Consider the following 20,518-nt stretch of genomic DNA (forward strand, 5'->3'; position numbering starts at 1 on the left):
CCGGCTCACGGCCCCCGGTCCCTGCGGACCGGGGGCCGTCCGCGTCCCCGGGCCCTGCGTCCCGGAGGTGTCGTGACCGGTCGGTAGCATCGACCCGGACCCCGTGCGCCAGGCGCGGGCCGACCGGAGGAGACATCTCAGTGTCCGAGCTCATCAGCCTCACCGTCGACGGCACCCGCACCACCGCCGAGACGGGGACGACGGGCACGGACCTGTTCGCCGACCGCCGCGACGTCGTCGTGGCCCGCGTCGACGGCGAGCTCTGGGACCTGTCCCGGCCGCTGCCCGACGGCGCCGTCGTCGAGGGCGTCACCATCGGCTCGCCGGACGGCCTGGCGGTGCTCCGCCACTCCGCGGCGCACGTGCTGGCGCAGGCCGTCCAGGAGGTCAACCCGAAGGCGCGCCTGGGCATCGGCCCGCCCGTCACCGACGGCTTCTACTACGACTTCGACGTCGAGACCCCGTTCACCCCGGAGGACCTCAAGGCCCTCGAGAAGGTGATGAGCCGCATCGTGCGCGAGGGGCAGACCTTCCGGCGCGTCGAGGTGACGGACGACCAGGCGCGCGAGCTCGCCGCCGACGAGCCGTACAAGCTGGAGCTCATCGGCCTGAAGTCGACGGCCGACACCGCGGGCGAGGGCGCGTCGGTGGAGGTGGGCTCCGGCGGGCTGACCTACTACCAGAACGTGCGCGGCGCGGGCCGGGAGTCGGAGACGGTCGTGTGGCAGGACCTCTGCCGCGGCCCCCACCTGCCCAGCACCAGGCTCATCGGCAACGGGTTCCAGCTCACCCGCTCCGCGGCGGCGTACTGGCGCGGCTCGGAGAAGAACCCGCAGCTCCAGCGCATCTACGGCACCGCGTGGCCGACCAAGGACGAGCTCAAGGCGTACCTGGACCGCGTCGCGGAGGCCGAGCGCCGCGACCACCGGCGCCTGGGCGCCGAGCTGGACCTGTTCTCGTTCCCGGACGAGATCGGCTCGGGGCTCGCGGTGTTCCACCCCAAGGGCGGCATCATCCGCATGGAGATGGAGGAGTACTCGCGGCGCAAGCACGTCGAGGCGGGCTACTCGTTCGTCAACTCCCCGCACATCACCAAGGGCAAGCTGTTCGAGACCAGCCGGCACCTCGACTGGTACGCGGACGGCATGTACCCGCCGATGAAGCTCGACACCGAGTACCACGAGGACGGCACGGTCAAGCGCGAGGGCCAGGACTACTACCTCAAGCCCATGAACTGCCCGATGCACAACCTGGTGTTCGGCGCGCGCGGCCGCTCCTACCGCGAGCTCCCGCTGCGGCTGTTCGAGTTCGGCACGGTGTACCGGTACGAGAAGTCGGGCGTCGTGCACGGCCTGACGCGCGCCCGGGGGTTCACCCAGGACGACGCGCACATCTACACGACCCGCGAGCAGATGCATGACGAGCTCGCCTCGCTGCTCGGGTTCGTGCTCGACCTGCTGCGCGACTACGGCCTGGACGACTTCTACCTCGAGCTCTCGACGCGGGACCCGGAGAAGTCCGTCGGTGACGACGCGACCTGGGACGAGGCGACCGAGACGCTGCGCGAGGTCGCGACCGGGTCGGGGCTGCAGCTCGTCGACGACCCGGGCGGCGCCGCGTTCTACGGGCCGAAGATCTCGGTCCAGGCCAAGGACGCGATCGGCCGGACGTGGCAGCTGTCGACGATCCAGCTGGACTTCTTCGAGCCGGAGCTCTTCGAGCTCGAGTACACGGCGGCCGACGGCACCCGGCAGCGCCCCGTGATGATCCACCGCGCGCTGTTCGGCTCGATCGAGCGGTTCTTCGCGATCCTCGTCGAGCACTACGCGGGCGCGTTCCCGGCCTGGCTCGCGCCGGTCCAGGTGCTCGCCGTGCCGGTCGCCGAGCCGTTCGAGCCGTACCTCGACGAGGTGGTGGCCCGGCTGCGCGCCCAGGGCATCCGCGCCGAGCTCGACCGCTCCAGCGACCGGTTCGGCAAGAAGATCCGCAACGCCAGCACGCAGAAGATCCCGTTCGTGCTCATCGCCGGCGGGGAGGACGCGGAGGCCGGCGCGGTGTCGTTCCGGTACCGCGACGGCCGCCAGGAGAACGGCGTGCCCGTGGCGGACGCGATCGAGCGCATCGTGGCGGCCGTGCGCGAGCACGCGCAGGTCTGAGCGGATGGTCCAGGACGCGCCGGACGGCGTGCCCGGCGACGCGGTGGTGCAGGACGACACCGCGCTCGCCGGGGTGCCGGACGGCTTCGGGCGGCTCTGGGTCCCGCACCGCATGGCGTACATCGGCGGGGAGAACAAGCCGGCCGACGCGTCGGCGGGTGACGGCTGCCCGTTCTGCCGGGCGCCGACGCTGAGCGACGAGGACGGCCTGGTCGTCGCGCGCGGCCGGACGGCGTACGTGCTGCTGAACCTCTACCCGTACAACGGCGGCCACGTGCTGGTCGCCCCGTACCGGCACGTCGCGGACTACACCGACCTCACCGGGGACGAGGTGGCCGAGGTCGCCGAGCTCACCCGCACCGCGATGCGGGTGCTCCGCGCCGTCAGCGCCCCGCACGGGTTCAACCTCGGCATGAACCAGGGTGACGTCGCGGGGGCCGGCATCGCCGCGCACCTGCACCAGCACGTCGTGCCCCGGTGGCCGGGCGACGCGAACTTCCTGCCCGTGATCGGCCGGACGCGCGCCCTGCCCGAGCTGCTGTCCGACACCCGCGCGCGGCTCGCCGCCGCGTGGCCGCCCGCGCCCGCCGGGGACCCGGCCGGCGCCCAGAGAGGATGACCCGCCTGTGCTGAACGGACTGCGGGGAGCCATGACGCGGCTCTTCACGCCGGTGGCCGACGCCCTGCTCAAGCGGGGGGTGTCCCCGGACGCCGTCACGGTCACCGGCACCGTGGCCGTGGTCGCGGCCGCGCTGTGGCTGTACCCGACCGGGCACTTCCTGGCGGCGAGCCTCGTCATCGCGTTCTTCGCGCTGACCGACTCGCTCGACGGCGTCATGGCGCGCCGCGCCGGGCGGTCCGGCCCGTGGGGCGCGTTCCTCGACTCGACGCTGGACCGGTTCGGCGACGCGGCGATCTTCTCCGGCCTCGTGCTGTGGTTCGCGGGGGAGGGCGACTCCCGCTGGGGCCTGGCCGCCGCCCTCGCGTGCCTCGTGACGGGGTCGGTCGTGCCGTACGCCCGGGCGCGCGCCGAGGGCCTCGGGATGACGGCGGCCGTCGGCATCGCGGAGCGCGCGGACCGGCTCGCGACCGTGCTGGTCGCGACCGCCCTGGTCGGCGTCGGCCTGCCGCAGGTGGTCCTGGAGGTCGCGCTCACCCTGCTGGCGGTGGCGGCGCTCGTGACGGTGGTGCAGCGGATGGTGACGGTCCGGCGGCAGGCGGGGGCGGCGGCGTGAGCGCGCCGGCGGACGAGCCGCGGGGCCGGTTCGACGTCGCACGGGTGTTCGCGCTCGGCTGGCGCGTCGTCGGCAAGGTGCCCGACCCGGTGGTGCGGGGCCTGTTCCGGCTCGTCGCCGACGTCGCGTGGGTGCTGCGGGGCAGCGGGGTCCGCCAGCTCGAGGCGAACCTGCGCCGCGTGCGGCCGGACGCCCGGCCCGACGAGCTGCGTCGCCTCACCCTGCTCGGCATGCGCTCGTACATGCGCTACTACGGCGAGGCGTTCGCGCTGGTCGGCGCCACGCAGGACCAGATCGCCGCGCGCGTGCGCCTGGTGGACCCCGGCGAGGTGGTCGGCGAGATCCGGCGTGGCCGCATGGTCGTCATGGCGCTGGGGCACCTGGGCAACTGGGACCTCGCGGGCGCGTGGGCGACGACGCACCTGGGCCGGACGGTGACGGTCGCGGAGCGGCTCGAGCCCGAGGCCCTGTTCCAGGAGTTCCTGCGCTTCCGCGAGGGCATCGGGCTGGAGATCATCCCGCTGTCCGGGGCCGGCGGCGGGGTGTTCCGCGAGCTGGTGCGCGCCGTCAAGCAGGGCCCCGGCGGGCTCGTGCCGCTGCTCGCCGACCGCGACCTGACGGCGCGCGGTGTGGAGGTCGACCTGTTCGGCGAGCGCGCCCGCGTCGCCGCCGGGCCGGCGGCGCTGGCGGTGGCCACCGGCGCCCCGCTGTGCGCCGCCTCGATCACCTACGAGCGGCTGCACGGCGAGCGGCGGCGCCGGGCGGGCACCGCCTGGGGCGTGGTCATCGAGTTCGGCCGGATGCTGACGGTGCCCGAGGACGTGCCGCGCGCCCAGCGGGTCGCCGTCCTCACGCAGGCCTGGGTGGACGACCTGGAGGCCGGCATCGGGCGGGCGCCGCAGGACTGGCACATGCTGCAGAAGGTCTTCGTCGCCGACCTCGACCCCGAGCGGTACGCCCGCACCCGCGCCGCCGCGGGGGAGACGACGGGGGAGGCCGCACCGTGACGCCCGCCGCCGGCCGGCCGCTGCGGATCGGCATCGTCTGCCCGTACTCGTTCGACGTCCCGGGCGGCGTGCAGTTCCACGTCCGGGACCTCGCGGAGGCGCTCATCGCCCGCGGTCACAGCGTGGGCGTCCTCGCGCCCGCGGACGACGACACCCCGATCCCGCCGTACATGACGTCGGCCGGCAAGGCGGTCCCGGTCCGCTACAACGGCGCCGTCGCCCGCCTGACGTTCGGTCCGCTCACGGCGGCGCGCGTCCGGCGCTGGCTCGAGGCCGGGCAGTTCGACGTGCTGCACCTGCACGAGCCCGTGACCCCGTCGCTCAGCATGCTGGCGCTGTGGATCGCCGACGGCCCCGTCGTCGCGACCTTCCACTCCTCGCTCGTGCGCTCCCGGTCGCTGCAGCTCGCGTACCCGCTGGTGCGGCAGTCGCTCGAGAAGATCAGCGCCCGGATCGCGGTGTCCGAGGACGCGCGCCGCACCCTCGTTGAGCACCTCGGCGGCGACGCCGTGGTCATCCCCAACGGCGTGTACGTGGACGCGTTCGCCCGGGCGGGCACGGACCCGCGCTGGGTGGGCACCCCCGAGAGGCCGACCGTGGTGTTCCTCGGCCGCCTGGACGAGTCCCGCAAGGGCCTGCCGGTGCTGCTCGACGCGGTCCCGGCGGTCCGGCGGGCGTTCCCCGGGGTCCGGTTCCTGGTCGCCGGCCGCGGCGAGACCGGCCCCGAGGAGGCGCGGGAGCTGCTCGGGGACGACGCGGAGGCCGTCGAGTTCCTGGGCGGCGTCAGCGACGAGGACAAGGCGCGTCTCCTGGCGTCGGCCGACGTCTACTGCGCGCCGCAGACCGGCGGCGAGTCGTTCGGGATCGTGCTCGTGGAGGCGATGAGCGCCGGCACGGCGGTCGCGGCCTCGGACCTCGGGGCGTTCCGCCGGGTGCTCGACGACGGCCGGGCCGGCGTGCTGTTCCGCACCGGCGACTCCGCGGACCTCGCCCGCACGCTCGGTGACCTGCTGGCCGACCCGGACCGTCGCGCACGCGTCGCGGCGGCGGGGGAGGCGGCCGTCGGCCGGTACGACTGGTCGTCGGTCACCCACGAGGTGCTGACGGTGTACGAGATGGCGGTGGAGGGCAGCGAGGCGCCCGTCGGCGAGGACCCGACGTCCCGCCGCGGCGCGCGGCTCGACGTGCTGCGCCGGCGGAGGGGTGACGAGTGAGCTGGTCCGAGACGGCCGTCCTGGTGGTGGCCGTGGTGCTGCTGGTGGTCTGGTGGTCGTGGGTCGCCGCGTCCCGGATCGACCGGCTGCACCGCAAGGTCGCGGCGTCGCGCGCCGTCGTCGACACGCAGCTGCTCCGGCGTGCCTCCGCGGCGTCCACGCTCGCCGCGTCCGGCGTGCTCGACCCCGTGAGCAGCGTGCTCGTGGGCGAGGCGTCGTGGGCGTCCATCACCGCGGGCGACGCGCAGACGCAGGGCATGGCGCGCCTGCCGGCCGAGCTGCGCGGCACGACCCGTGCGGGCACCGGCAGCCCCGACGTCGCCGACCGGGGCCTGGTGGAGAGCGAGCTGTCCGCGACGCTGCGCGAGGCCCTCGCCGACCCGCAGGAGGTCGCGGAGCTGCGCGAGGAGCCGGGCGCGGCCGAGCTGCTCGCCGCGCTGGCGGACGCCTGGTACCGCGTGCAGCTCGCCCGGCGCTTCCACAACGAGGCCGTCGCCCAGGCGCAGCGGATGCGCCGCGGCTGGGCGGTCCGCACGCTGCGGCTCGCCGGGCGCGCGCCCATGCCGCAGACGCTCGAGCTCGACGACGCGTGGCCGCCGGCGCTGGGCCGGCCGGGAGCGCCGCCCGCCGCACCCTGAGCCGGTCGCCCGCCCCGGGGCAGCGGGCCGCGGGTCGCCACCCGCCGCCCGGGCGCACGGGCGGCGACACCGTCCTCCGAGGCGCGGACGGCACCGCGGCGGGCCCTCCGCCGCGACTACGATGACCGAGGAACCCATCCCCCTCCCGAACTGCGAGGCCACCGTGACCAGCGACACCACCCCCTCCGCCCCCGCCGACGCGCCCGCGGTCGGCACCGCCCGCGTCAAGCGCGGCATGGCGGAGATGCTCAAGGGCGGCGTGATCATGGACGTCGTCACCCCGGAGCAGGCGAAGATCGCCGAGGACGCCGGCGCGGTGGCCGTCATGGCGCTGGAGCGCGTGCCCGCCGACATCCGCGCCCAGGGCGGCGTGGCCCGCATGAGCGACCCCGACCTGGTCGACGGCATCGTCAACGCGGTGTCCATCCCCGTGATGGCCAAGGCCCGCATCGGCCACTTCGTCGAGGCGCAGGTGCTCCAGGCGCTCGGCGTCGACTACGTGGACGAGTCGGAGGTGCTGACCCCGGCCGACTACGCGCACCACATCGACAAGTGGCAGTTCACCGTGCCGTTCGTGTGCGGCGCGACCAACCTGGGCGAGGCGCTGCGGCGCATCACCGAGGGCGCGGCGATGATCCGCTCCAAGGGCGAGGCCGGCACCGGCGACGTGTCGAACGCCACGACGCACATGCGGACCATCCGCGACGAGATCCGCCGCCTGTCCTCGCTGCCGGAGGACGAGCTGTTCCTCGCCGCCAAGGAGCTCCAGGCGCCGTACGACCTGGTGGTCGAGGTCGCCCGGGCCGGCAAGCTGCCGGTCGTGCTGTTCACGGCGGGCGGCATCGCGACCCCCGCGGACGCGGCGATGATGCGCCAGCTCGGCGCCGAGGGCGTGTTCGTCGGCTCCGGCATCTTCAAGTCGGGCAACCCGGCTCAGCGCGCCGCGGCGATCGTCAAGGCGACGACGTTCTACGACGACCCCGACGTGATCGCCAAGGTCTCGCGCGGCCTGGGTGAGGCGATGGTCGGCATCAACGTCGACGACGTGCCGGTGCCGCACCGTCTGGCCGAGCGCGGCTGGTGACCGGACCGCTGCCGTCCGACGGCCCGTCGACCCCCGCGGGGGCCGGCGGGCCGTCGCCGTCCGCGACGGCGTCGGCGCTCGGTGCCGACTGGGTGCTGGGGGAGGACGGCCTGCGGTTCCGGCGGGCCGCCCGCGTGCTGCTGCTCGACGCGGACGACCGGTTGCTGCTGGTGCGCGGGCACGACGCCGACCAGCCGGAGCGGTCCTGGTGGTTCACGGTCGGCGGGGGCATCGACCCGGGGGAGGACGAGCGTGCCGCCGCGCTGCGGGAGCTGCGCGAGGAGACCGGGCTGCTGCTGGACGACGGGGCGCTGGTGGGGCCGGTGCTGACGCGGTCCGCGGTGTTCGACTTCTACGCCGAGCGGTGCCGCCAGGACGAGGTGTTCTTCCTGGCGCGCGTCGGGTCGGCGCTCGACACCGGGGCGATCGACCGGGCGGGCTGGACGGACGTCGAGCTCGACCTGCTGGACGAGCTGCGGTGGTGGCACCTGGACGACCTGGCCGCGGAGAGCCGCGAGGTGTTCCCCGAGGGGCTGCCGGACCTCGTGCGGCCGCTGCTCGGCGGGTGGGACGGGACCGTGCGCCACCTCGGCCTCCAGCGCGACGACTGATTTCCGTACCGGGGGGTAACTTCGGGGGTCGCGGTTCAGGTATCGTCGGCCGGTGCCCATCTCGACCTCCCCTGTGACCCGCATGCACCGCAGCGGCATCCGCACGCTCATGGAGCTGGCGATGCGCGACCCGGAGGCCATCCGGCTGGAGATCGGCGAGCCCGACGTGCCGACGCCCGCGCACGTCGTCGAGGCGGCCGGCCGCGACGCCGCCGCCGGGCACACCGGCTACACGTCCAGCACCGGCAGCCCCGAGCTGCGCGAGGCCCTGGCCGAGAAGGTGCGCCGCGTCAACGGCCTCGACGTCACCGCGGCCGACGTCGTCGTCACGCACGGCGCGATGCACGGGCTCGCCATGGCGATCAACGCGCTCGCCGGGCCGGGGGACGAGATCCTCGTGCCGGACCCGGAGTTCCCGAACTGGCGGATGGCCGCCGTGGCCGCGGGCGTCGGCGTCGGCACCTACCCGGCACGGGCCGCGAACGGGTTCGTGCCGACGCTCGCCGACATCGAGGCGGCGATCACCCCGGCGACCCGCGCGGTCGTGGTCTGCTCCCCGAACAACCCCACCGGCGCGATGTACCCGGCCGAGCTGCTCGCGGGCGTCGTCGAGCTGGCGCGCGAGCACGACCTGTGGGTGTTCTCGGACGAGTGCTACGAGGCCATCACGTTCGACCAGCCGCACACCAGCCCCGCCGCGTTCGACACCGACGGCCGCGTGCTGACGTTCTTCTCGTTCTCCAAGACGTACGCGATGACGGGCTGGCGCCTCGGCTACGTCGTCTCGCGCGACCCCGGGGTGATCGACCTGCTCGGCCAGGTCGCCGAGGCGACCGTCGCCTGCCCGTCCTCCGTCAGCCAGCGGGCCGCCCTCGCCGCGCTGTCCGGGCCGCAGGACGACGTCGCCGCCGCGGTCGCGTCCTACAGGGAGCGGCGCGACGCCGCGGTGGCGCTGCTCGACGCGCGCGGCGTGCCGTCCGTGCCGCCGCGCGGGGCGTTCTACCTCATGGTCGACGTCTCGGCCGCGACGACCGACTCGGAGGCGTTCGCCCTGCGGCTGCTCGACGAGCGGCACGTCTCCGTCTCGCCCGGCAGCGCGTTCGGCGCCGGGGGCGAGGGCATGGTCCGGGTCTCGCTCGCGAGCGAGCGCACGGCCCTGCTCGAGGGGCTGTCCCGCCTGGCCGACATGGTCGACGCGTGGCAGGCCGTCGAGGTCCCGGCGGCCGTGCGCGAGGCGCTGGACGGAGCAGTCACCGCCGATTCGTAGGATGAGGCGCGTGAGCGCTTCCCCCACCATCGGTGTCCTCGCCCTGCAGGGCGACGTCCGCGAGCACCTCGCCGCCCTCCGCGGCAGCGGTGCCGAGGCCGTGCCCGTGCGGCGCACCTCCGAGCTCGACGCCGTCGACGCCCTCGTGCTGCCCGGCGGCGAGTCCACGACCATCGACAAGCTGCTGCGCGCGTTCGACCTGGACGCGCCCGTGCGGGAGCGGCTCGCGGGCGGCATGCCGGCGTACGGGTCCTGCGCCGGCATGATCCTGCTCGCCGACCGGATCGAGGGCGGCATCGACGGGCAGCGGACCCTGGGCGGGCTCGACGTGACCGTGCGGCGCAATGCCTTCGGCCGGCAGGTCGACTCGTTCGAGACCGACCTGCGCATCGACGGCGTCCCCGGCAGCGACACCGACCCGGTGCACGCCGTCTTCATCCGGGCGCCCTGGGTCGAGGAGGTCGGACCCGCCGCCACCGCCCTGGCCCGCGTGGAGTCCGGGCCCGCCGCCGGTAGGATCGTCGCGGTGCGCCAGGGCTCGTTGCTCGCCACGTCCTTCCACCCGGAGGTGACGGGGGACACGCGGGTGCACCGGCTGTTCGTCGAGATCGTCCGCGACGCCCTGTGAGAGCGGGGCGCGACCCGCTGCCGGGTCGCGCCGCACCGCCGGCCGGGGGAGCGCAGGGACGGCGCGGGATACGAGAGGGAAGCGATGTCGGGGCACTCCAAGTGGGCCACCACGAAGCACAAGAAGGCCGTGATCGACGCGAAGCGCGGCAAGCTCTTCGCGAAGCTCATCAAGAACATCGAGGTCGCCGCGCGCACCGGCGGCGGTGACCCGGCGGGCAACCCGACGCTCTACGACGCGATCCAGAAGGCCAAGAAGACCTCGGTCCCGAACGACAACATCGAGCGCGCGGTCAAGCGCGGCTCCGGTGCCGAGGCCGGCGGCGCGGACTACCAGACGATCCTCTACGAGGGCTACGGCCCCGGCGGCATCGCGGTGCTCGTCGAGTGCCTCACCGACAACCGCAACCGCGCGGCCGCCGACGTGCGCGTGGCGTTCACGCGCAGCGGCGGGCAGATGGCCGACCCCGGATCGGTGTCGTACCTGTTCTCGCGCAAGGGCGTCGTCATGGTCCCCAAGGAGGGCACCACCGAGGACGACGTCATGATGGCGGTGCTCGAGGCCGGCGCCGAGGAGGTCAACGACGCGGGCGACCAGTACGAGGTGCTGTCCGAGGCCACCGACCTGGTGCCCGTCCGGACCGCGCTGCAGGACGCCGGCATCGAGTACGACTCCGCCGACGTGGTGTTCTACCCCGCCACCCAGATCGAGGTGGACGCCGAGGGCGCCCGCAAGATCCTGCGCCTCATCGACGCGCTCGAGGACTCCGACGACGTGCAGAACGTCTACGCGAACTTCGACGCCTCCGACGAGGTCATGGCGGAGCTCGACGCCGACTGACCCCGCGTGGCGGCCCCCGCGGCCGCGCGCCCGACGACGCCCCGCCCCGCCCCGTGCGCCGCGGGGCGTCGTCGCGTCCGGGCGCCTGCCGGGACGGCGGACGGATCCGGACGCACCGACACGCCGGGCGTGTCCGCCCGCCCGGATCCGGACGGCGCGTCGGGGGGCTGCGAGGATGGCCGGGTGCGCGTACTCGGTGTGGACCCCGGCCTGACCCGGTGCGGGCTGGGCGTCGTCGACGGGCTGCCCGGCCGGAAGGTGCGGATGGTCGCCGTCGGCGTCGCGCAGAGCGCGGCCACGCAGGACGTCGACCAGCGCCTGCTGGTGATCGCGGCGAGCATCGACGAGTGGCTCGAGGAGCACGCGCCCGACGCGCTCGCCGTGGAGCGCGTGTTCGCGCAGCACAACGTCCGGACCGTCATGGGCACGGCGCAGGTCGCGGGCATCGCGATGCTGGCCGCCGCGCGTCGCCGCATCCCGGTGGCCATGCACACGCCCTCGGAGGTCAAGGCCGCGGTGACCGGCAACGGCCGCGCCGACAAGCCGCAGGTGCAGTCGATGGTGCAGCGGCTGCTGTCCCTCGACGAGCTGCCGCGCCCGGCCGACGCCGCCGACGCGCTGGCGCTGGCGATCTGCCACCTGTGGCGCCCCGCGGGGGCGGTCGGCGCGCCGCAGCGGGCGCCGGGCTCGCTCACCGCCGCGCAGCGGGCCTGGGCGCAGGCGGAGCAGGCGGCGCGCCGCGTCCGCGCCTGACCCCGCGTCCGGCGGGGCGGCGCGTGTCGTTCGTACACGTGTTCGCACGGCCGTGGCAGACTGCACGCCGACGTCCGACCTCGCGGCGTCCGACGGGAAGGAGCCGGTGTGATCGCCTCGGTGCACGGGACGGTGCAGGCCGTGCGGCTGGACGCCGCCGTGGTGGAGGTCGGCGGCGTCGGCATGCTCGTGCAGGCGACCCCGGCCACGCTCGCGGGCCTGCGCGTCGGCCAGCAGGCCACGCTGCACACCTCGCTCGTCGTCCGCGAGGACTCGCTGACGCTGTTCGGGTTCGCGGACGGCGACGAGCGGGAGGTGTTCGAGGTGCTCCAGACGGTCAGCGGCGTCGGGCCCCGGCTCGCGCTGGCGATGCTCGCGGTGCACACCCCGGACGGCCTGCGGCGCGCGGTCGCGGACGAGGACCTCGCGGCCCTCAAGCGGGTCCCCGGCATCGGGCACAAGGGCGCGCAGCGGATCGTCCTCGAGCTCGCCGACCGGCTCGGCGCCCCCGCGGCGGTCGGCGTCCCGGGCGGCCCGGCGGTCGCGGCGCGCCCCGGCGACCGCCGCGACCAGGTCGTCGAGGCGCTGGTCGGGCTGGGCTGGAACCAGAAGGCGGCGGCCGACGCGGTCGCGGGTGTGCTGGAGGGCGGCGACGAGCCGGTCGCCGAGTCCGAGGTCGCGGGCGTGCTGCGCGCGGCGCTCCGGGCCCTGGGCGGTGGGCGTGGCTGACGCGGACTCCGTCGTGCGCCCGGAGGCCGACGACCTCGAGCGGGCGGCCGAGGCGGCGCTGCGGCCCCGCCACCTCGCGGAGTTCGTCGGGCAGCGGGCGGTGCGCGAGCAGCTCTCGCTGGTGCTGCAGGCGGCTCTCGGCCGGGGGCGCGCACCGGACCACGTGCTCCTGTCCGGCCCGCCCGGGCTCGGCAAGACGACGCTGGCCATGATCATCGCGGCGGAGCTGGGGACGTCGCTGCGCGTCACGAGCGGCCCGGCGATCCAGCACGCGGGGGACCTCGCGGCGATCCTGTCCTCGCTCGAGGAGGGCGAGGTGCTGTTCCTCGACGAGATCCACCGCCTCGCGCGTCCCGCGGAGGAGTTGCTGTACGTGGCGATGGAGGACTTCCGCGTCGACGTGGTCGTGGGCAAGGGCGCGGGGGCCAGCGCCATCCCGCTGTCGCTGCCGCCGTTCACGGTGGTGGGCGCGACCACGCGCGCCGGCCTGCTGCCCGCGCCGCTGCGGGACCGGTTCGGCTTCACGGGCCACCTCGACTTCTACGCCGACGACGAGCTCGAGCGGGTGCTGCTGAGGTCGGCCGGGCTGCTGGGTGTGCCGCTCGCGCACGACGCCGCCGCGGAGATCGCGTCGCGCTCCCGCGGGACGCCGCGCATCGCGAACCGGCTGCTGCGCCGGGTGCGGGACTGGGCGCAGGTGCGCGGGGACGGCACCCTCTCCCTCGACGCGGCCCGCGCCGCCCTCGAGGTGTACGAGGTGGACGTGCGCGGGCTCGACCGCCTCGACCGGGCGGTGCTCACCGCGCTGTGCACCCGCTTCGGGGGCGGTCCGGTCGGCCTGACGACGCTCGCGGTGGCCGTCGGGGAGGAGCCCGAGACGGTCGAGACCGTCGCCGAGCCGTTCCTCGTCCGCGAGGGCCTGATCGGCCGGACCCCGCGCGGCCGGGTCGCGACGCCCGACGCCTGGGCGCACCTCGGGCTCGCGGCGCCGGCGCCCACGGACACGCTGTTCGGCTGAGCGGGGAACCCGCCGGCGTCCCCGCTCGTTAGGTGCCCGGGACCGTGGCGCCTAGACTGCGGCCGACGTCAGACGCGATCAGGAGCTGTTTCTCCGTGGACTACTCGTTTCTCCTCATCCTCGCCATCGGGCTCGGGGCGATGTTCCTGCTGTCCTCCCGGCAGCGGAAGGCCCAGCGCCAGCAGCTGAGCTTCCGGGACAACCTGCAGCCGGGCCAGGAGGTCATGACCGGCTCGGGCATGTACGGCACCGTGGTCGAGGTCGAGGACGACGTCGTGACGCTCGAGTCGACCCCGGGCAACCGGTCGCGCTGGATCAAGGCCGCGATCGCCCGCCTGGTCGAGCCGCCGGTCGAGGAGGACGAGGTCGAGGACGAGGACGACGCCGAGTGGCGCGACGAGCCCGGCGCCGTGCCGCCGGGTCTCATCGACGTGCCGGACGACCTGTCCTCGCTGCAGCCGCCGCGCGACGACGAGGGCCCGGACGGCCGCAAGAAGCCGCAGCAGTAGTCGAGGGGCCGGGCCACCGGGCCGGCCGCCCACCACCCGTACCGCCCGCAGCCCGCGGGCGGTACGCGCACGAGAGAAGACGATCCGTTGGCCCCACCCACCCGCCGCCGGCACCCGGCGCGCACCCTGATCACGCTCGCCGTCCTGACCGTCGCGGTCTTCGCCACGATCTTCGCGGGCACGCGCCTCTCCGACGCCACGTGGACGCCGAAGCTCGCGCTCGACCTCGAGGGCGGCACGCAGCTGATCCTCGCGCCGGTCGCCGAGGACGAGTCGCAGGTCACGCAAGAGACCATCAACCAGGCGATCCAGGTGATCCGGCAGCGCGTCGACTCCTCGGGTGTCGCCGAGGCGGAGATCACGAGCCAGGGCGGGTCCAACATCGTCGTGGCCCTGCCGGGTCGGCCGAGCGAGGAGACGCTCGACCTGGTGCGCACGTCCGCCCAGATGGAGTTCCGGCCGGTCCTGACGTACGCCGGCCCGCAGCCGACCGCCGCCGCGACGGCCGACCCGTCGGCGGCCCCGACGGACGGCGCCACGGCGGCCGCGGACGACGCGGCGGCCGACGACGCGGCGGCCGGCAGCGACGCCGAGGAGCCGTCGGACGAGCCGACCAAGGACGCCCCGGACTCCCCGAGCGACGCCGAGTACTACATCACCCCGGCCGTGCAGGCGCGGTTCGACGAGCTCGACTGCACCGACCCCGCGAACCTCACGGGCGGGAAGTCGGGCGACGCCGACAAGGCGCTCGTCACCTGCGACCCGGACGGCACGCTGAAGTACATCCTCGGGCCGGTGGAGATCCAGGGCTCGAGCATCGCGAACGCGTCCTCGGGCCTGCGGGTCAACCAGAACGGCACCGTCACGAACGAGTGGGTCGTCGACCTCGAGTTCGACGGGCAGGGGACCAAGGAGTTCGCGGCCGTCACGGAGCGGCTGCAGGGCCTGACCTCGCCGCAGAACCAGTTCGGCATCGTGCTCGACGGCCTGGTGATCTCGGCGCCGTCCCTCGACCCCGGCGTCGTCATCTCGGACGGCAAGGCGCAGATCTCGGGCTCGTTCACCCGCGACACCGCGACGGGCCTGGCGAACCAGCTGAAGTTCGGCGCGCTGCCGCTCACGTTCGAGGTGCAGAGCCAGGAGCAGATCTCCGCGACGCTCGGCTCCGAGCAGCTCGAGAAGGGCCTCATCGCGGGCCTCATCGGCCTGCTGCTCGTGGTCGTGTACTCGCTGTTCCAGTACCGCGCCCTCGGCCTGGTGACCGTCGCCTCGCTGGTGATCGCGGCGGTCCTGACCTACGGCGTCATCACGCTGCTGTCGTGGACGCAGGGGTACCGCCTGTCGCTGCCCGGCGTCGCCGGCCTGATCGTGGCAATCGGCATCACGGCGGACTCGTTCATCGTGTACTTCGAGCGCATCCGCGACGAGCTGCGCGAGGGCCGCACCCTCGTGGCGGCGGTCGACCGCGGGTGGGAGCGCGCGCGGCGGACCATCCTGGCGTCCGACGCCGTGAACTTCCTGGCCGCCGTGGTGCTCTACTTCCTCGCGGTCGGCTCGGTGCGCGGCTTCGCGTTCACGCTCGGGCTGACGACGCTGCTCGACCTGCTCATCGTCTTCACGTTCACCCACCCGGTGATGCTGCTCATCGCGAAGACGCGGTTCTTCGCGAGCGGCCACCGGTTCTCCGGGCTCGACCCGCGCCGCCTCGGCGCCCCGGACCAGTCCCGGTACGTGGGCCGCGGCCGGGTGGCGCGCGGTCCGCGCACCGAGCCCGCGGCCGACGCCGGCACCCCGGACGCCGAGCGGGCCGGGCTGACGCGCCCGGCCGCCACCTCGACGCTCGTGGCCACGCCCACGGCCCCCGGCGGCACGATCGCCGAGCGGCGGGCGGCCGCCCGCGCCGCCCAGCAGGCGGCGCAGGACGCGCAGGCGGGTGACGCCCCGCCGGACGCGCCGCCGCAGGACAGCCCGGGCGGCACCGGCCCCGCCGGGCAGGGCGACGCACGACGGACCGAGGGGAGCGACGCCTGATGGCCGTCAACTTCGCCCAGTGGGGCAACGACCTGTACACCGGCCGCCGCTCGTACGACATCGTCGGGCGCCGCCGCGTGTGGTTCACGATCTCCGCGGTCCTGGTGCTCCTGTCGGCCGTGTTCCTGGTCAAGCCGGGGCTGCAGCCCGGCATCGAGTTCCGGGGCGGGTCCGAGTTCACGGTCTCGAACGCCGCGACGTCCGACCAGCAGCCTGCGATGGACGCGGTCGCCGAGGTCGCGCCGGAGGAGGTGCCCCGTGTCACGAACGTCGGGTCGTCGTCCATCCGGATCCAGACGACCGAGCTGACCAACGACCAGGTCGACCAGGTCCGGACCGCGCTCGAGGAGGCGTACGGCGTCACGGAGGACGACGTCGCGAGCTCGTTCATCGGCCCGACGTGGGGCAAGGACGTGTCGCAGAAGGCCGCGATCAGCCTCGTGGTCTTCCTCGTGCTCGTCGCGCTCGTGCTGACGGTCTACTTCCGCAACTGGCGGATGGCGGTCGCGGCGATCATCGCGCTGTTCCACGACCTGATCGTGACGGTCGGCGTGTACGCCGCCGTCGGCTGGGAGGTCACGCCGGCCACCGTGATCGGGTTCCTCACGATCCTCGCGTACTCGATCTACGACACCGTCGTGGTCTTCGACAAGGTGCGCGAGAACACCACCGGCGTGCTCGACCAGACCCGCGCGACCTACGCCGAGCGCGCGAACCTGGCCGTGAACCAGACGCTGGTCCGGTCGATCAACACCTCCGTCGTGGCGCTGCTGCCGGTCGCGGGCATCCTGTTCATCGGGGCGTTCGTGCTCGGTGCCGGCACCCTGCGGGACATCGCGCTGGCGCTGTTCGTCGGCATGATCGTCGGGGCGTTCTCGTCGGTGTTCCTCGCGACGCCGCTGGAGGTCGCCCTGCGGGTGCGCGAGCAGCCGATCCGCGAGCACACCGCGAAGGTGCTGGCCGCCCGCGCCCGCGCGGCCGGTGCGACCGACGCCCCCGGCACGGAGGGTGCGCCGGTCGCCGTGGCCCGCGCGACCGGCCAGGTCCGCCCCGGCGGGCACCAGGGTCCCGCCGCCCAGCCCCGCAGGAAGGGACGCCGATGACCGGCCGCCCGCAGGACGCCGTGACGCTGACGGGCCAGGCGCTGGTGGACCGGGTCGACGCGCTGGTGCGCGACGTCCCCGACTACCCGACGCCCGGGGTCGTGTTCAAGGACATCACCCCGCTGCTGGCGGACGGCCCGGCGTTCGCCGCGGTCGTCCAGGAGATGGCCGCCCGCGCGCCCGGCCCGGTCGACCTGGTGGCCGGCATGGAGGCCCGGGGCTTCATCCTCGCGGCACCCGTCGCCGCCGCGCTGGGCGCCGGGTTCCTGCCGGTGCGCAAGGCCGGCAAGCTGCCCGGGCCGACCGCCCGCCGCGACTACTCCCTGGAGTACGGCGCGGCGTCGGTCGAGCTGCACCCGTTCACGGTGCCCGCCGGGTCCCGCGTGCTCGTCGTCGACGACGTGCTGGCGACCGGCGGCACCGCCGCGGCGACCGTCGAGCTGCTGCACGAGTGCGGCGCCGAGGTGGTGGGGCTGTCGTTCCTCCTGGACCTCACGTTCCTCCCGGGGCGGTCGCGGCTGGCGGGTCACCACGTGGACGCGCTGCTCGCCGTGGGCTGACGAGCGGCAGCACCGCGCCGACGCCGTAGAATCGTGCGGATAGGCGGCTCGGCCGAGGCGACCCCCGGCCGGGCGGTGGCACGAGACCGGGACGCCACCACGGCACCGGCGGACGCCGGCGGCGACCGGCACGGGAGGCGCGCATGGCGGACCAGGCACGGACGTCGGTCCCGGACGCACGGCCGGAGGCACCCCCGAGCACGGGGTCCACCAGCCGCGTGCGCTCGCGCCTGGCCCGGTTCGGGCAGGGTCGTGCCGTCGGCCAGTCGCCGGTCATCGAGCCGCTGCTGCAGGCGGTGCGGACCAACCACCCGAAGGCGGACCTCGCGCTGCTGGAGCGCGCGTACGCCACGGCGGAGGCCGCACACCGAGGCCAGCTGCGCAAGAGCGGCGACCCCTACATCACGCACCCGGTCGCGGTCGCGACGATCCTCGCCGAGCTCGGCATGACGCCGCCGACGCTCGCCGCCGCGCTGCTGCACGACACGGTCGAGGACACCTCGTACTCCCTCGAGCAGCTGCGCGCCGAGTACGGCCCCGAGATCGCGATGCTGGTCGACGGCGTCACGAAGCTCGACAAGGTCACGTACGGCGACGCGGCGCAGGCCGAGACCGTGCGCAAGATGGTCGTCGCGATGTCGCGCGACATCCGGGTGCTGGTCATCAAGCTCGCCGACCGGCTGCACAACGCCCGCACGTGGAAGTTCGTCCCGGCCGCCTCCGCGGAGAAGAAGGCGCGCGAGACGCTCGAGATCTACGCCCCGCTCGCGCACCGGCTGGGCATGAACACGATCAAGTGGGAGCTCGAGGACCTCTCGTTCCAGACGCTGTACCCCAAGGTCTACGACGAGATCGTCCACCTGGTCGCGGAGCGGGCCCCGGCGCGCGAGGAGTACCTGGCCGTCGTCCGGGAGCAGGTCGGGGCCGACCTGCGCAGCGCGAAGATCCGCGCGACCGTGACCGGCCGGCCGAAGCACTACTACTCGATCTACCAGAAGATGATCGTGCGGGGCCGTGACTTCGCCGACATCTACGACCTGGTGGGCGTGCGCGTCCTGGTCGACACGGTGCGGGACTGCTACGCGGCGCTCGGCGCGCTGCACGCGCGGTGGAACCCGGTGCCGGGCCGGTTCAAGGACTACATCGCGATGCCGAAGTTCAACCTGTACCAGTCGCTGCACACCACGGTGATCGGCCCGGGCGGCAAGCCGGTGGAGATCCAGATCCGCACGCACGACATGCACCGCCGGGCGGAGTACGGCGTCGCCGCGCACTGGAAGTACAAGGAGAACGCCAAGAACGCCGGCGGCACGGACACCGACGGCAACGACATGGCGTGGCTCCGTCAGCTCGTCGACTGGCAGAAGGAGACGGCCGACCCGTCGGAGTTCCTCGACTCGCTGCGGTTCGAGATCGCGGACGGCGAGGTCTACGTCTTCACGCCCAAGGGTGACGTCATGTCGCTGCCCGCCGGCGCGACGCCGGTGGACTTCGCGTACGCCGTGCACACGGAGGTCGGGCACCGCACGATGGGCGCCCGCGTCAACGGCCGGCTCGTGCCGCTCGACTCCACGCTGGAGAACGGCGACGTCGTCGAGGTCTTCACGTCGAAGTCGGAGACCGCCGGCCCGTCCCGCGACTGGCTGGGCTTCGTCACCAGCCCCCGCGCGCGCAACAAGATCCGCCAGTGGTTCACCAAGGAGCGGCGCGAGGAGGCGATCGAGCACGGCAAGGACGCGATCGCGAAGGCGATGCGCAAGCAGAACCTCCCGATCCAGCGTCTGCTGTCCCACGAGTCGCTCGTCACGCTCGCGAACGAGATGCGCTACGCCGACGTCTCCGCGCTGTACGCGGCCATCGGCGAGGGACAGGTCTCCGCGGCGACCGTCGTGCAGCGGCTCGTGCACGCCATGGGCGGCGAGCCGGGTGCCGAGGAGGACATCGCCGAGGTCGCCCGACCGGGCCAGACCGCGCGGCGCGTCCGGACCGGCGACCCGGGCGTCGTGGTCAAGGGCGTGGAGGACATCTGGGTCAAGCTCGCCAAGTGCTGCACGCCGGTGCCGGGCGACGACATCATCGGGTTCGTCACCCGCGGCCAGGGCGTCAGCGTCCACCGGTCCGACTGCATCAACGTGGCCCAGCTCCGCATGCAGCCCGAGCGCATGGTCGAGGTCGAGTGGAGCCAGGGGAGCAGCGCGCTGTTCCTCGTGCAGATCCAGGTGGAGGCGCTCGACCGCAACCGCCTGCTGTCGGACGTGACCCGGGTGCTGTCCGACCACCACGTCAACATCCTGTCCGCGTCGGTGTCCACCTCCCGCGACCGGGTCGCGCAGTCCCGGTTCGTGTTCGAGATGGCCGAGCCGTCGCACCTCGCCTCGGTGCTCGCCGCGGTGCGGAAGGTGGAGGGCGTGTTCGACGTCTACCGCATCACCGGCGCCAAGGCGGAGCAGCCGGCCGTCGACGCCTGACCCGGGAGCGACCCGGAGGCGGTCGCGCGGACGACCTCGCCCAGCAGCGCCAGCCCGCGGTCGACCCCGCGGTGGCCCGACGCGGCGGCGAGCCGGGTCCGGAGCCGTGCGGCGTCCACCCCCGCGCGCAGCAGCCCCGGCAGCAGCGCGTGGACCACGTCCGGGGCGTCCCGGCGCAGCAGGTCGACGGCGGTCCGCGCCGGCGACGTGACCAGGACGCCGCCGAGCCGGACGACGTCCCGCGGCCCGAGCGCGGCGCCGTCCATCACCACGGCGCGCGGCGGCGGCGGGCCGCCGAGGTGGACCCAGGCGGCGGCGACCCGCGCCACGACGTCCCGGCGGGCGACCTCCGGCGCGAGCGCGGCGGCGCGCAGGGCCGGCGTCTCCGCGACGCCCCGTGGGAGCGCCACGTCGCCGCGCAGCCGCACGAGGTCGCCGTCGCGCAGCAGCACCTGCCACGCCACGTCGCCCAGGTCGGCCCGGCTCACCGGCCCCGGCGCAGCGGCGAGCGCGGCGGGGTGGACGAGGCGGGCGGGTGCGTGCGCGGGGCCGGGCGTGGCGCCGGCGGGCGCGTCGTGGGCCTGCGGGACGTCGGGGGCGTACGGGGTCACCCGACGCAGGATGCCGGTCGCCCCCGTGCACGTCGAGGGGCGACCGGCATCCTGTG

General features: G+C 74.6%; 20 protein-coding genes. 19 read left to right on the forward strand and 1 reads right to left on the reverse strand.

What is annotated here, in order from left to right:
• Positions 1 to 140 precede the first annotated feature (140 nt).
• From thrS to AAHH18_RS02345, 19 genes are all read left to right on the forward strand, one after another.
• Complete coding sequence (gene thrS / locus AAHH18_RS02255; protein ID WP_343300404.1) at positions 141 to 2,156, forward strand: threonine--tRNA ligase; 2,016 nt, start codon at positions 141 to 143, stop codon at positions 2,154 to 2,156.
• Between the two features lie 4 nt (positions 2,157 to 2,160).
• Entirely contained in the window at positions 2,161 to 2,775 is a 615-nt protein-coding gene (locus AAHH18_RS02260; protein WP_343300405.1) for an HIT family protein, read from the forward strand.
• Positions 2,776 to 2,782: 7 nt separating this feature from the next.
• Positions 2,783 to 3,391 (forward strand): phosphatidylinositol phosphate synthase, encoded by a 609-nt coding sequence (gene pgsA / locus AAHH18_RS02265; protein ID WP_283320228.1) that lies wholly within the window; start codon positions 2,783 to 2,785, stop codon positions 3,389 to 3,391.
• Positions 3,388 to 4,398, forward strand: a complete 1,011-nt coding sequence (locus tag AAHH18_RS02270) for a phosphatidylinositol mannoside acyltransferase (RefSeq protein WP_283320229.1) — start codon at positions 3,388 to 3,390, stop codon at positions 4,396 to 4,398. Before pgsA ends, AAHH18_RS02270 begins: the two co-directional genes overlap by 4 nt.
• A 20-nt stretch (positions 4,399 to 4,418) precedes the next feature.
• Positions 4,419 to 5,612, forward strand: coding sequence for a glycosyltransferase family 4 protein (locus AAHH18_RS02275; protein ID WP_343300456.1), 1,194 nt, complete (start codon positions 4,419 to 4,421; stop codon positions 5,610 to 5,612).
• A complete protein-coding gene (locus AAHH18_RS02280) occupies positions 5,609 to 6,250 on the forward strand; it encodes a hypothetical protein (protein ID WP_343300406.1) in 642 nt (213 codons plus the stop codon). The genes AAHH18_RS02275 and AAHH18_RS02280 overlap by 4 nt, the downstream gene beginning before the upstream one ends.
• 121 nt (positions 6,251 to 6,371) lie before the next feature.
• On the forward strand, positions 6,372 to 7,334 hold the full coding sequence (pdxS, locus tag AAHH18_RS02285; RefSeq protein WP_283320231.1) for a pyridoxal 5'-phosphate synthase lyase subunit PdxS: 963 nt from the start codon (positions 6,372 to 6,374) through the stop codon (positions 7,332 to 7,334).
• The gene (locus tag AAHH18_RS02290; protein ID WP_459349065.1) at positions 7,331 to 7,945 is read left to right on the forward strand and encodes an NUDIX hydrolase; all 615 of its coding nucleotides are present in this window, start codon (positions 7,331 to 7,333) and stop codon (positions 7,943 to 7,945) included. Before pdxS ends, AAHH18_RS02290 begins: the two co-directional genes overlap by 4 nt.
• Before the next feature lie 52 nt (positions 7,946 to 7,997).
• Positions 7,998 to 9,212, forward strand: coding sequence for a pyridoxal phosphate-dependent aminotransferase (locus tag AAHH18_RS02295; RefSeq protein WP_343300407.1), 1,215 nt, complete (start codon positions 7,998 to 8,000; stop codon positions 9,210 to 9,212).
• A gap of 10 nt (positions 9,213 to 9,222) precedes the next feature.
• The gene (pdxT, locus tag AAHH18_RS02300) at positions 9,223 to 9,840 is read left to right on the forward strand and encodes a pyridoxal 5'-phosphate synthase glutaminase subunit PdxT (RefSeq protein ID WP_283320233.1); all 618 of its coding nucleotides are present in this window, start codon (positions 9,223 to 9,225) and stop codon (positions 9,838 to 9,840) included.
• An 84-nt stretch (positions 9,841 to 9,924) separates the two neighbouring features.
• Positions 9,925 to 10,680, forward strand: coding sequence for a YebC/PmpR family DNA-binding transcriptional regulator (locus AAHH18_RS02305; RefSeq protein ID WP_222169484.1), 756 nt, complete (start codon positions 9,925 to 9,927; stop codon positions 10,678 to 10,680).
• 183 nt (positions 10,681 to 10,863) lie between these two features.
• Positions 10,864 to 11,433: a crossover junction endodeoxyribonuclease RuvC gene (gene ruvC, locus AAHH18_RS02310; RefSeq protein WP_283320235.1), complete on the forward strand. Its 570-nt coding sequence runs from the start codon at positions 10,864 to 10,866 to the stop codon at positions 11,431 to 11,433.
• Positions 11,434 to 11,541: 108 nt separating this feature from the next.
• Positions 11,542 to 12,162: a Holliday junction branch migration protein RuvA gene (gene ruvA / locus AAHH18_RS02315; RefSeq protein ID WP_343300408.1), complete on the forward strand. Its 621-nt coding sequence runs from the start codon at positions 11,542 to 11,544 to the stop codon at positions 12,160 to 12,162.
• A complete protein-coding gene (gene ruvB / locus AAHH18_RS02320) occupies positions 12,155 to 13,180 on the forward strand; it encodes a Holliday junction branch migration DNA helicase RuvB (protein WP_343300409.1) in 1,026 nt (341 codons plus the stop codon). The genes ruvA and ruvB overlap by 8 nt, the downstream gene beginning before the upstream one ends.
• Before the next feature lie 95 nt (positions 13,181 to 13,275).
• Positions 13,276 to 13,689, forward strand: a complete 414-nt coding sequence (yajC, locus tag AAHH18_RS02325) for a preprotein translocase subunit YajC (RefSeq protein ID WP_283320238.1) — start codon at positions 13,276 to 13,278, stop codon at positions 13,687 to 13,689.
• Between the two features lie 87 nt (positions 13,690 to 13,776).
• Positions 13,777 to 15,720: a protein translocase subunit SecD gene (gene secD / locus AAHH18_RS02330; protein WP_343300410.1), complete on the forward strand. Its 1,944-nt coding sequence runs from the start codon at positions 13,777 to 13,779 to the stop codon at positions 15,718 to 15,720.
• Positions 15,720 to 16,823: a protein translocase subunit SecF gene (gene secF / locus AAHH18_RS02335; RefSeq protein WP_343300411.1), complete on the forward strand. Its 1,104-nt coding sequence runs from the start codon at positions 15,720 to 15,722 to the stop codon at positions 16,821 to 16,823. The genes secD and secF overlap by 1 nt, the downstream gene beginning before the upstream one ends.
• Entirely contained in the window at positions 16,820 to 17,383 is a 564-nt protein-coding gene (locus AAHH18_RS02340; protein WP_343300412.1) for an adenine phosphoribosyltransferase, read from the forward strand. The genes secF and AAHH18_RS02340 overlap by 4 nt, the downstream gene beginning before the upstream one ends.
• A gap of 143 nt (positions 17,384 to 17,526) precedes the next feature.
• On the forward strand, positions 17,527 to 19,851 hold the full coding sequence (locus tag AAHH18_RS02345; protein WP_283320242.1) for a RelA/SpoT family protein: 2,325 nt from the start codon (positions 17,527 to 17,529) through the stop codon (positions 19,849 to 19,851).
• Here AAHH18_RS02345 and AAHH18_RS02350 read toward each other — a convergent pair.
• Positions 19,803 to 20,462, reverse strand: coding sequence for a hypothetical protein (locus AAHH18_RS02350; protein ID WP_343300413.1), 660 nt, complete (start codon positions 20,460 to 20,462; stop codon positions 19,803 to 19,805). The genes AAHH18_RS02345 and AAHH18_RS02350 overlap by 49 nt on opposite strands.
• Between the last annotated feature and the right edge of the window lie 56 nt (positions 20,463 to 20,518).

Source organism: Cellulomonas olei (assembly GCF_039548315.1).
Classification (GTDB): domain Bacteria; phylum Actinomycetota; class Actinomycetes; order Actinomycetales; family Cellulomonadaceae; genus Cellulomonas.

Bases quoted from the DNA above. Each gene is read 5' to 3' on its own strand.
- AAHH18_RS02260 (WP_343300405.1), top strand. From the start codon at position 2,161: ATGGTCCAGGACGCGCCGGACGGCGTGCCCGGCGACGCGGTGGTGCAG.
- pdxS (WP_283320231.1), top strand. From the start codon at position 6,372: ATGACCGAGGAACCCATCCCCCTCCCGAACTGCGAGGCCACCGTGACC.
- AAHH18_RS02305 (WP_222169484.1), top strand. From the start codon at position 9,925: ATGTCGGGGCACTCCAAGTGGGCCACCACGAAGCACAAGAAGGCCGTG.
- secF (WP_343300411.1), top strand. From the start codon at position 15,720: ATGGCCGTCAACTTCGCCCAGTGGGGCAACGACCTGTACACCGGCCGC.
- AAHH18_RS02340 (WP_343300412.1), top strand. From the start codon at position 16,820: ATGACCGGCCGCCCGCAGGACGCCGTGACGCTGACGGGCCAGGCGCTG.
- AAHH18_RS02345 (WP_283320242.1), top strand. From the start codon at position 17,527: ATGGCGGACCAGGCACGGACGTCGGTCCCGGACGCACGGCCGGAGGCA.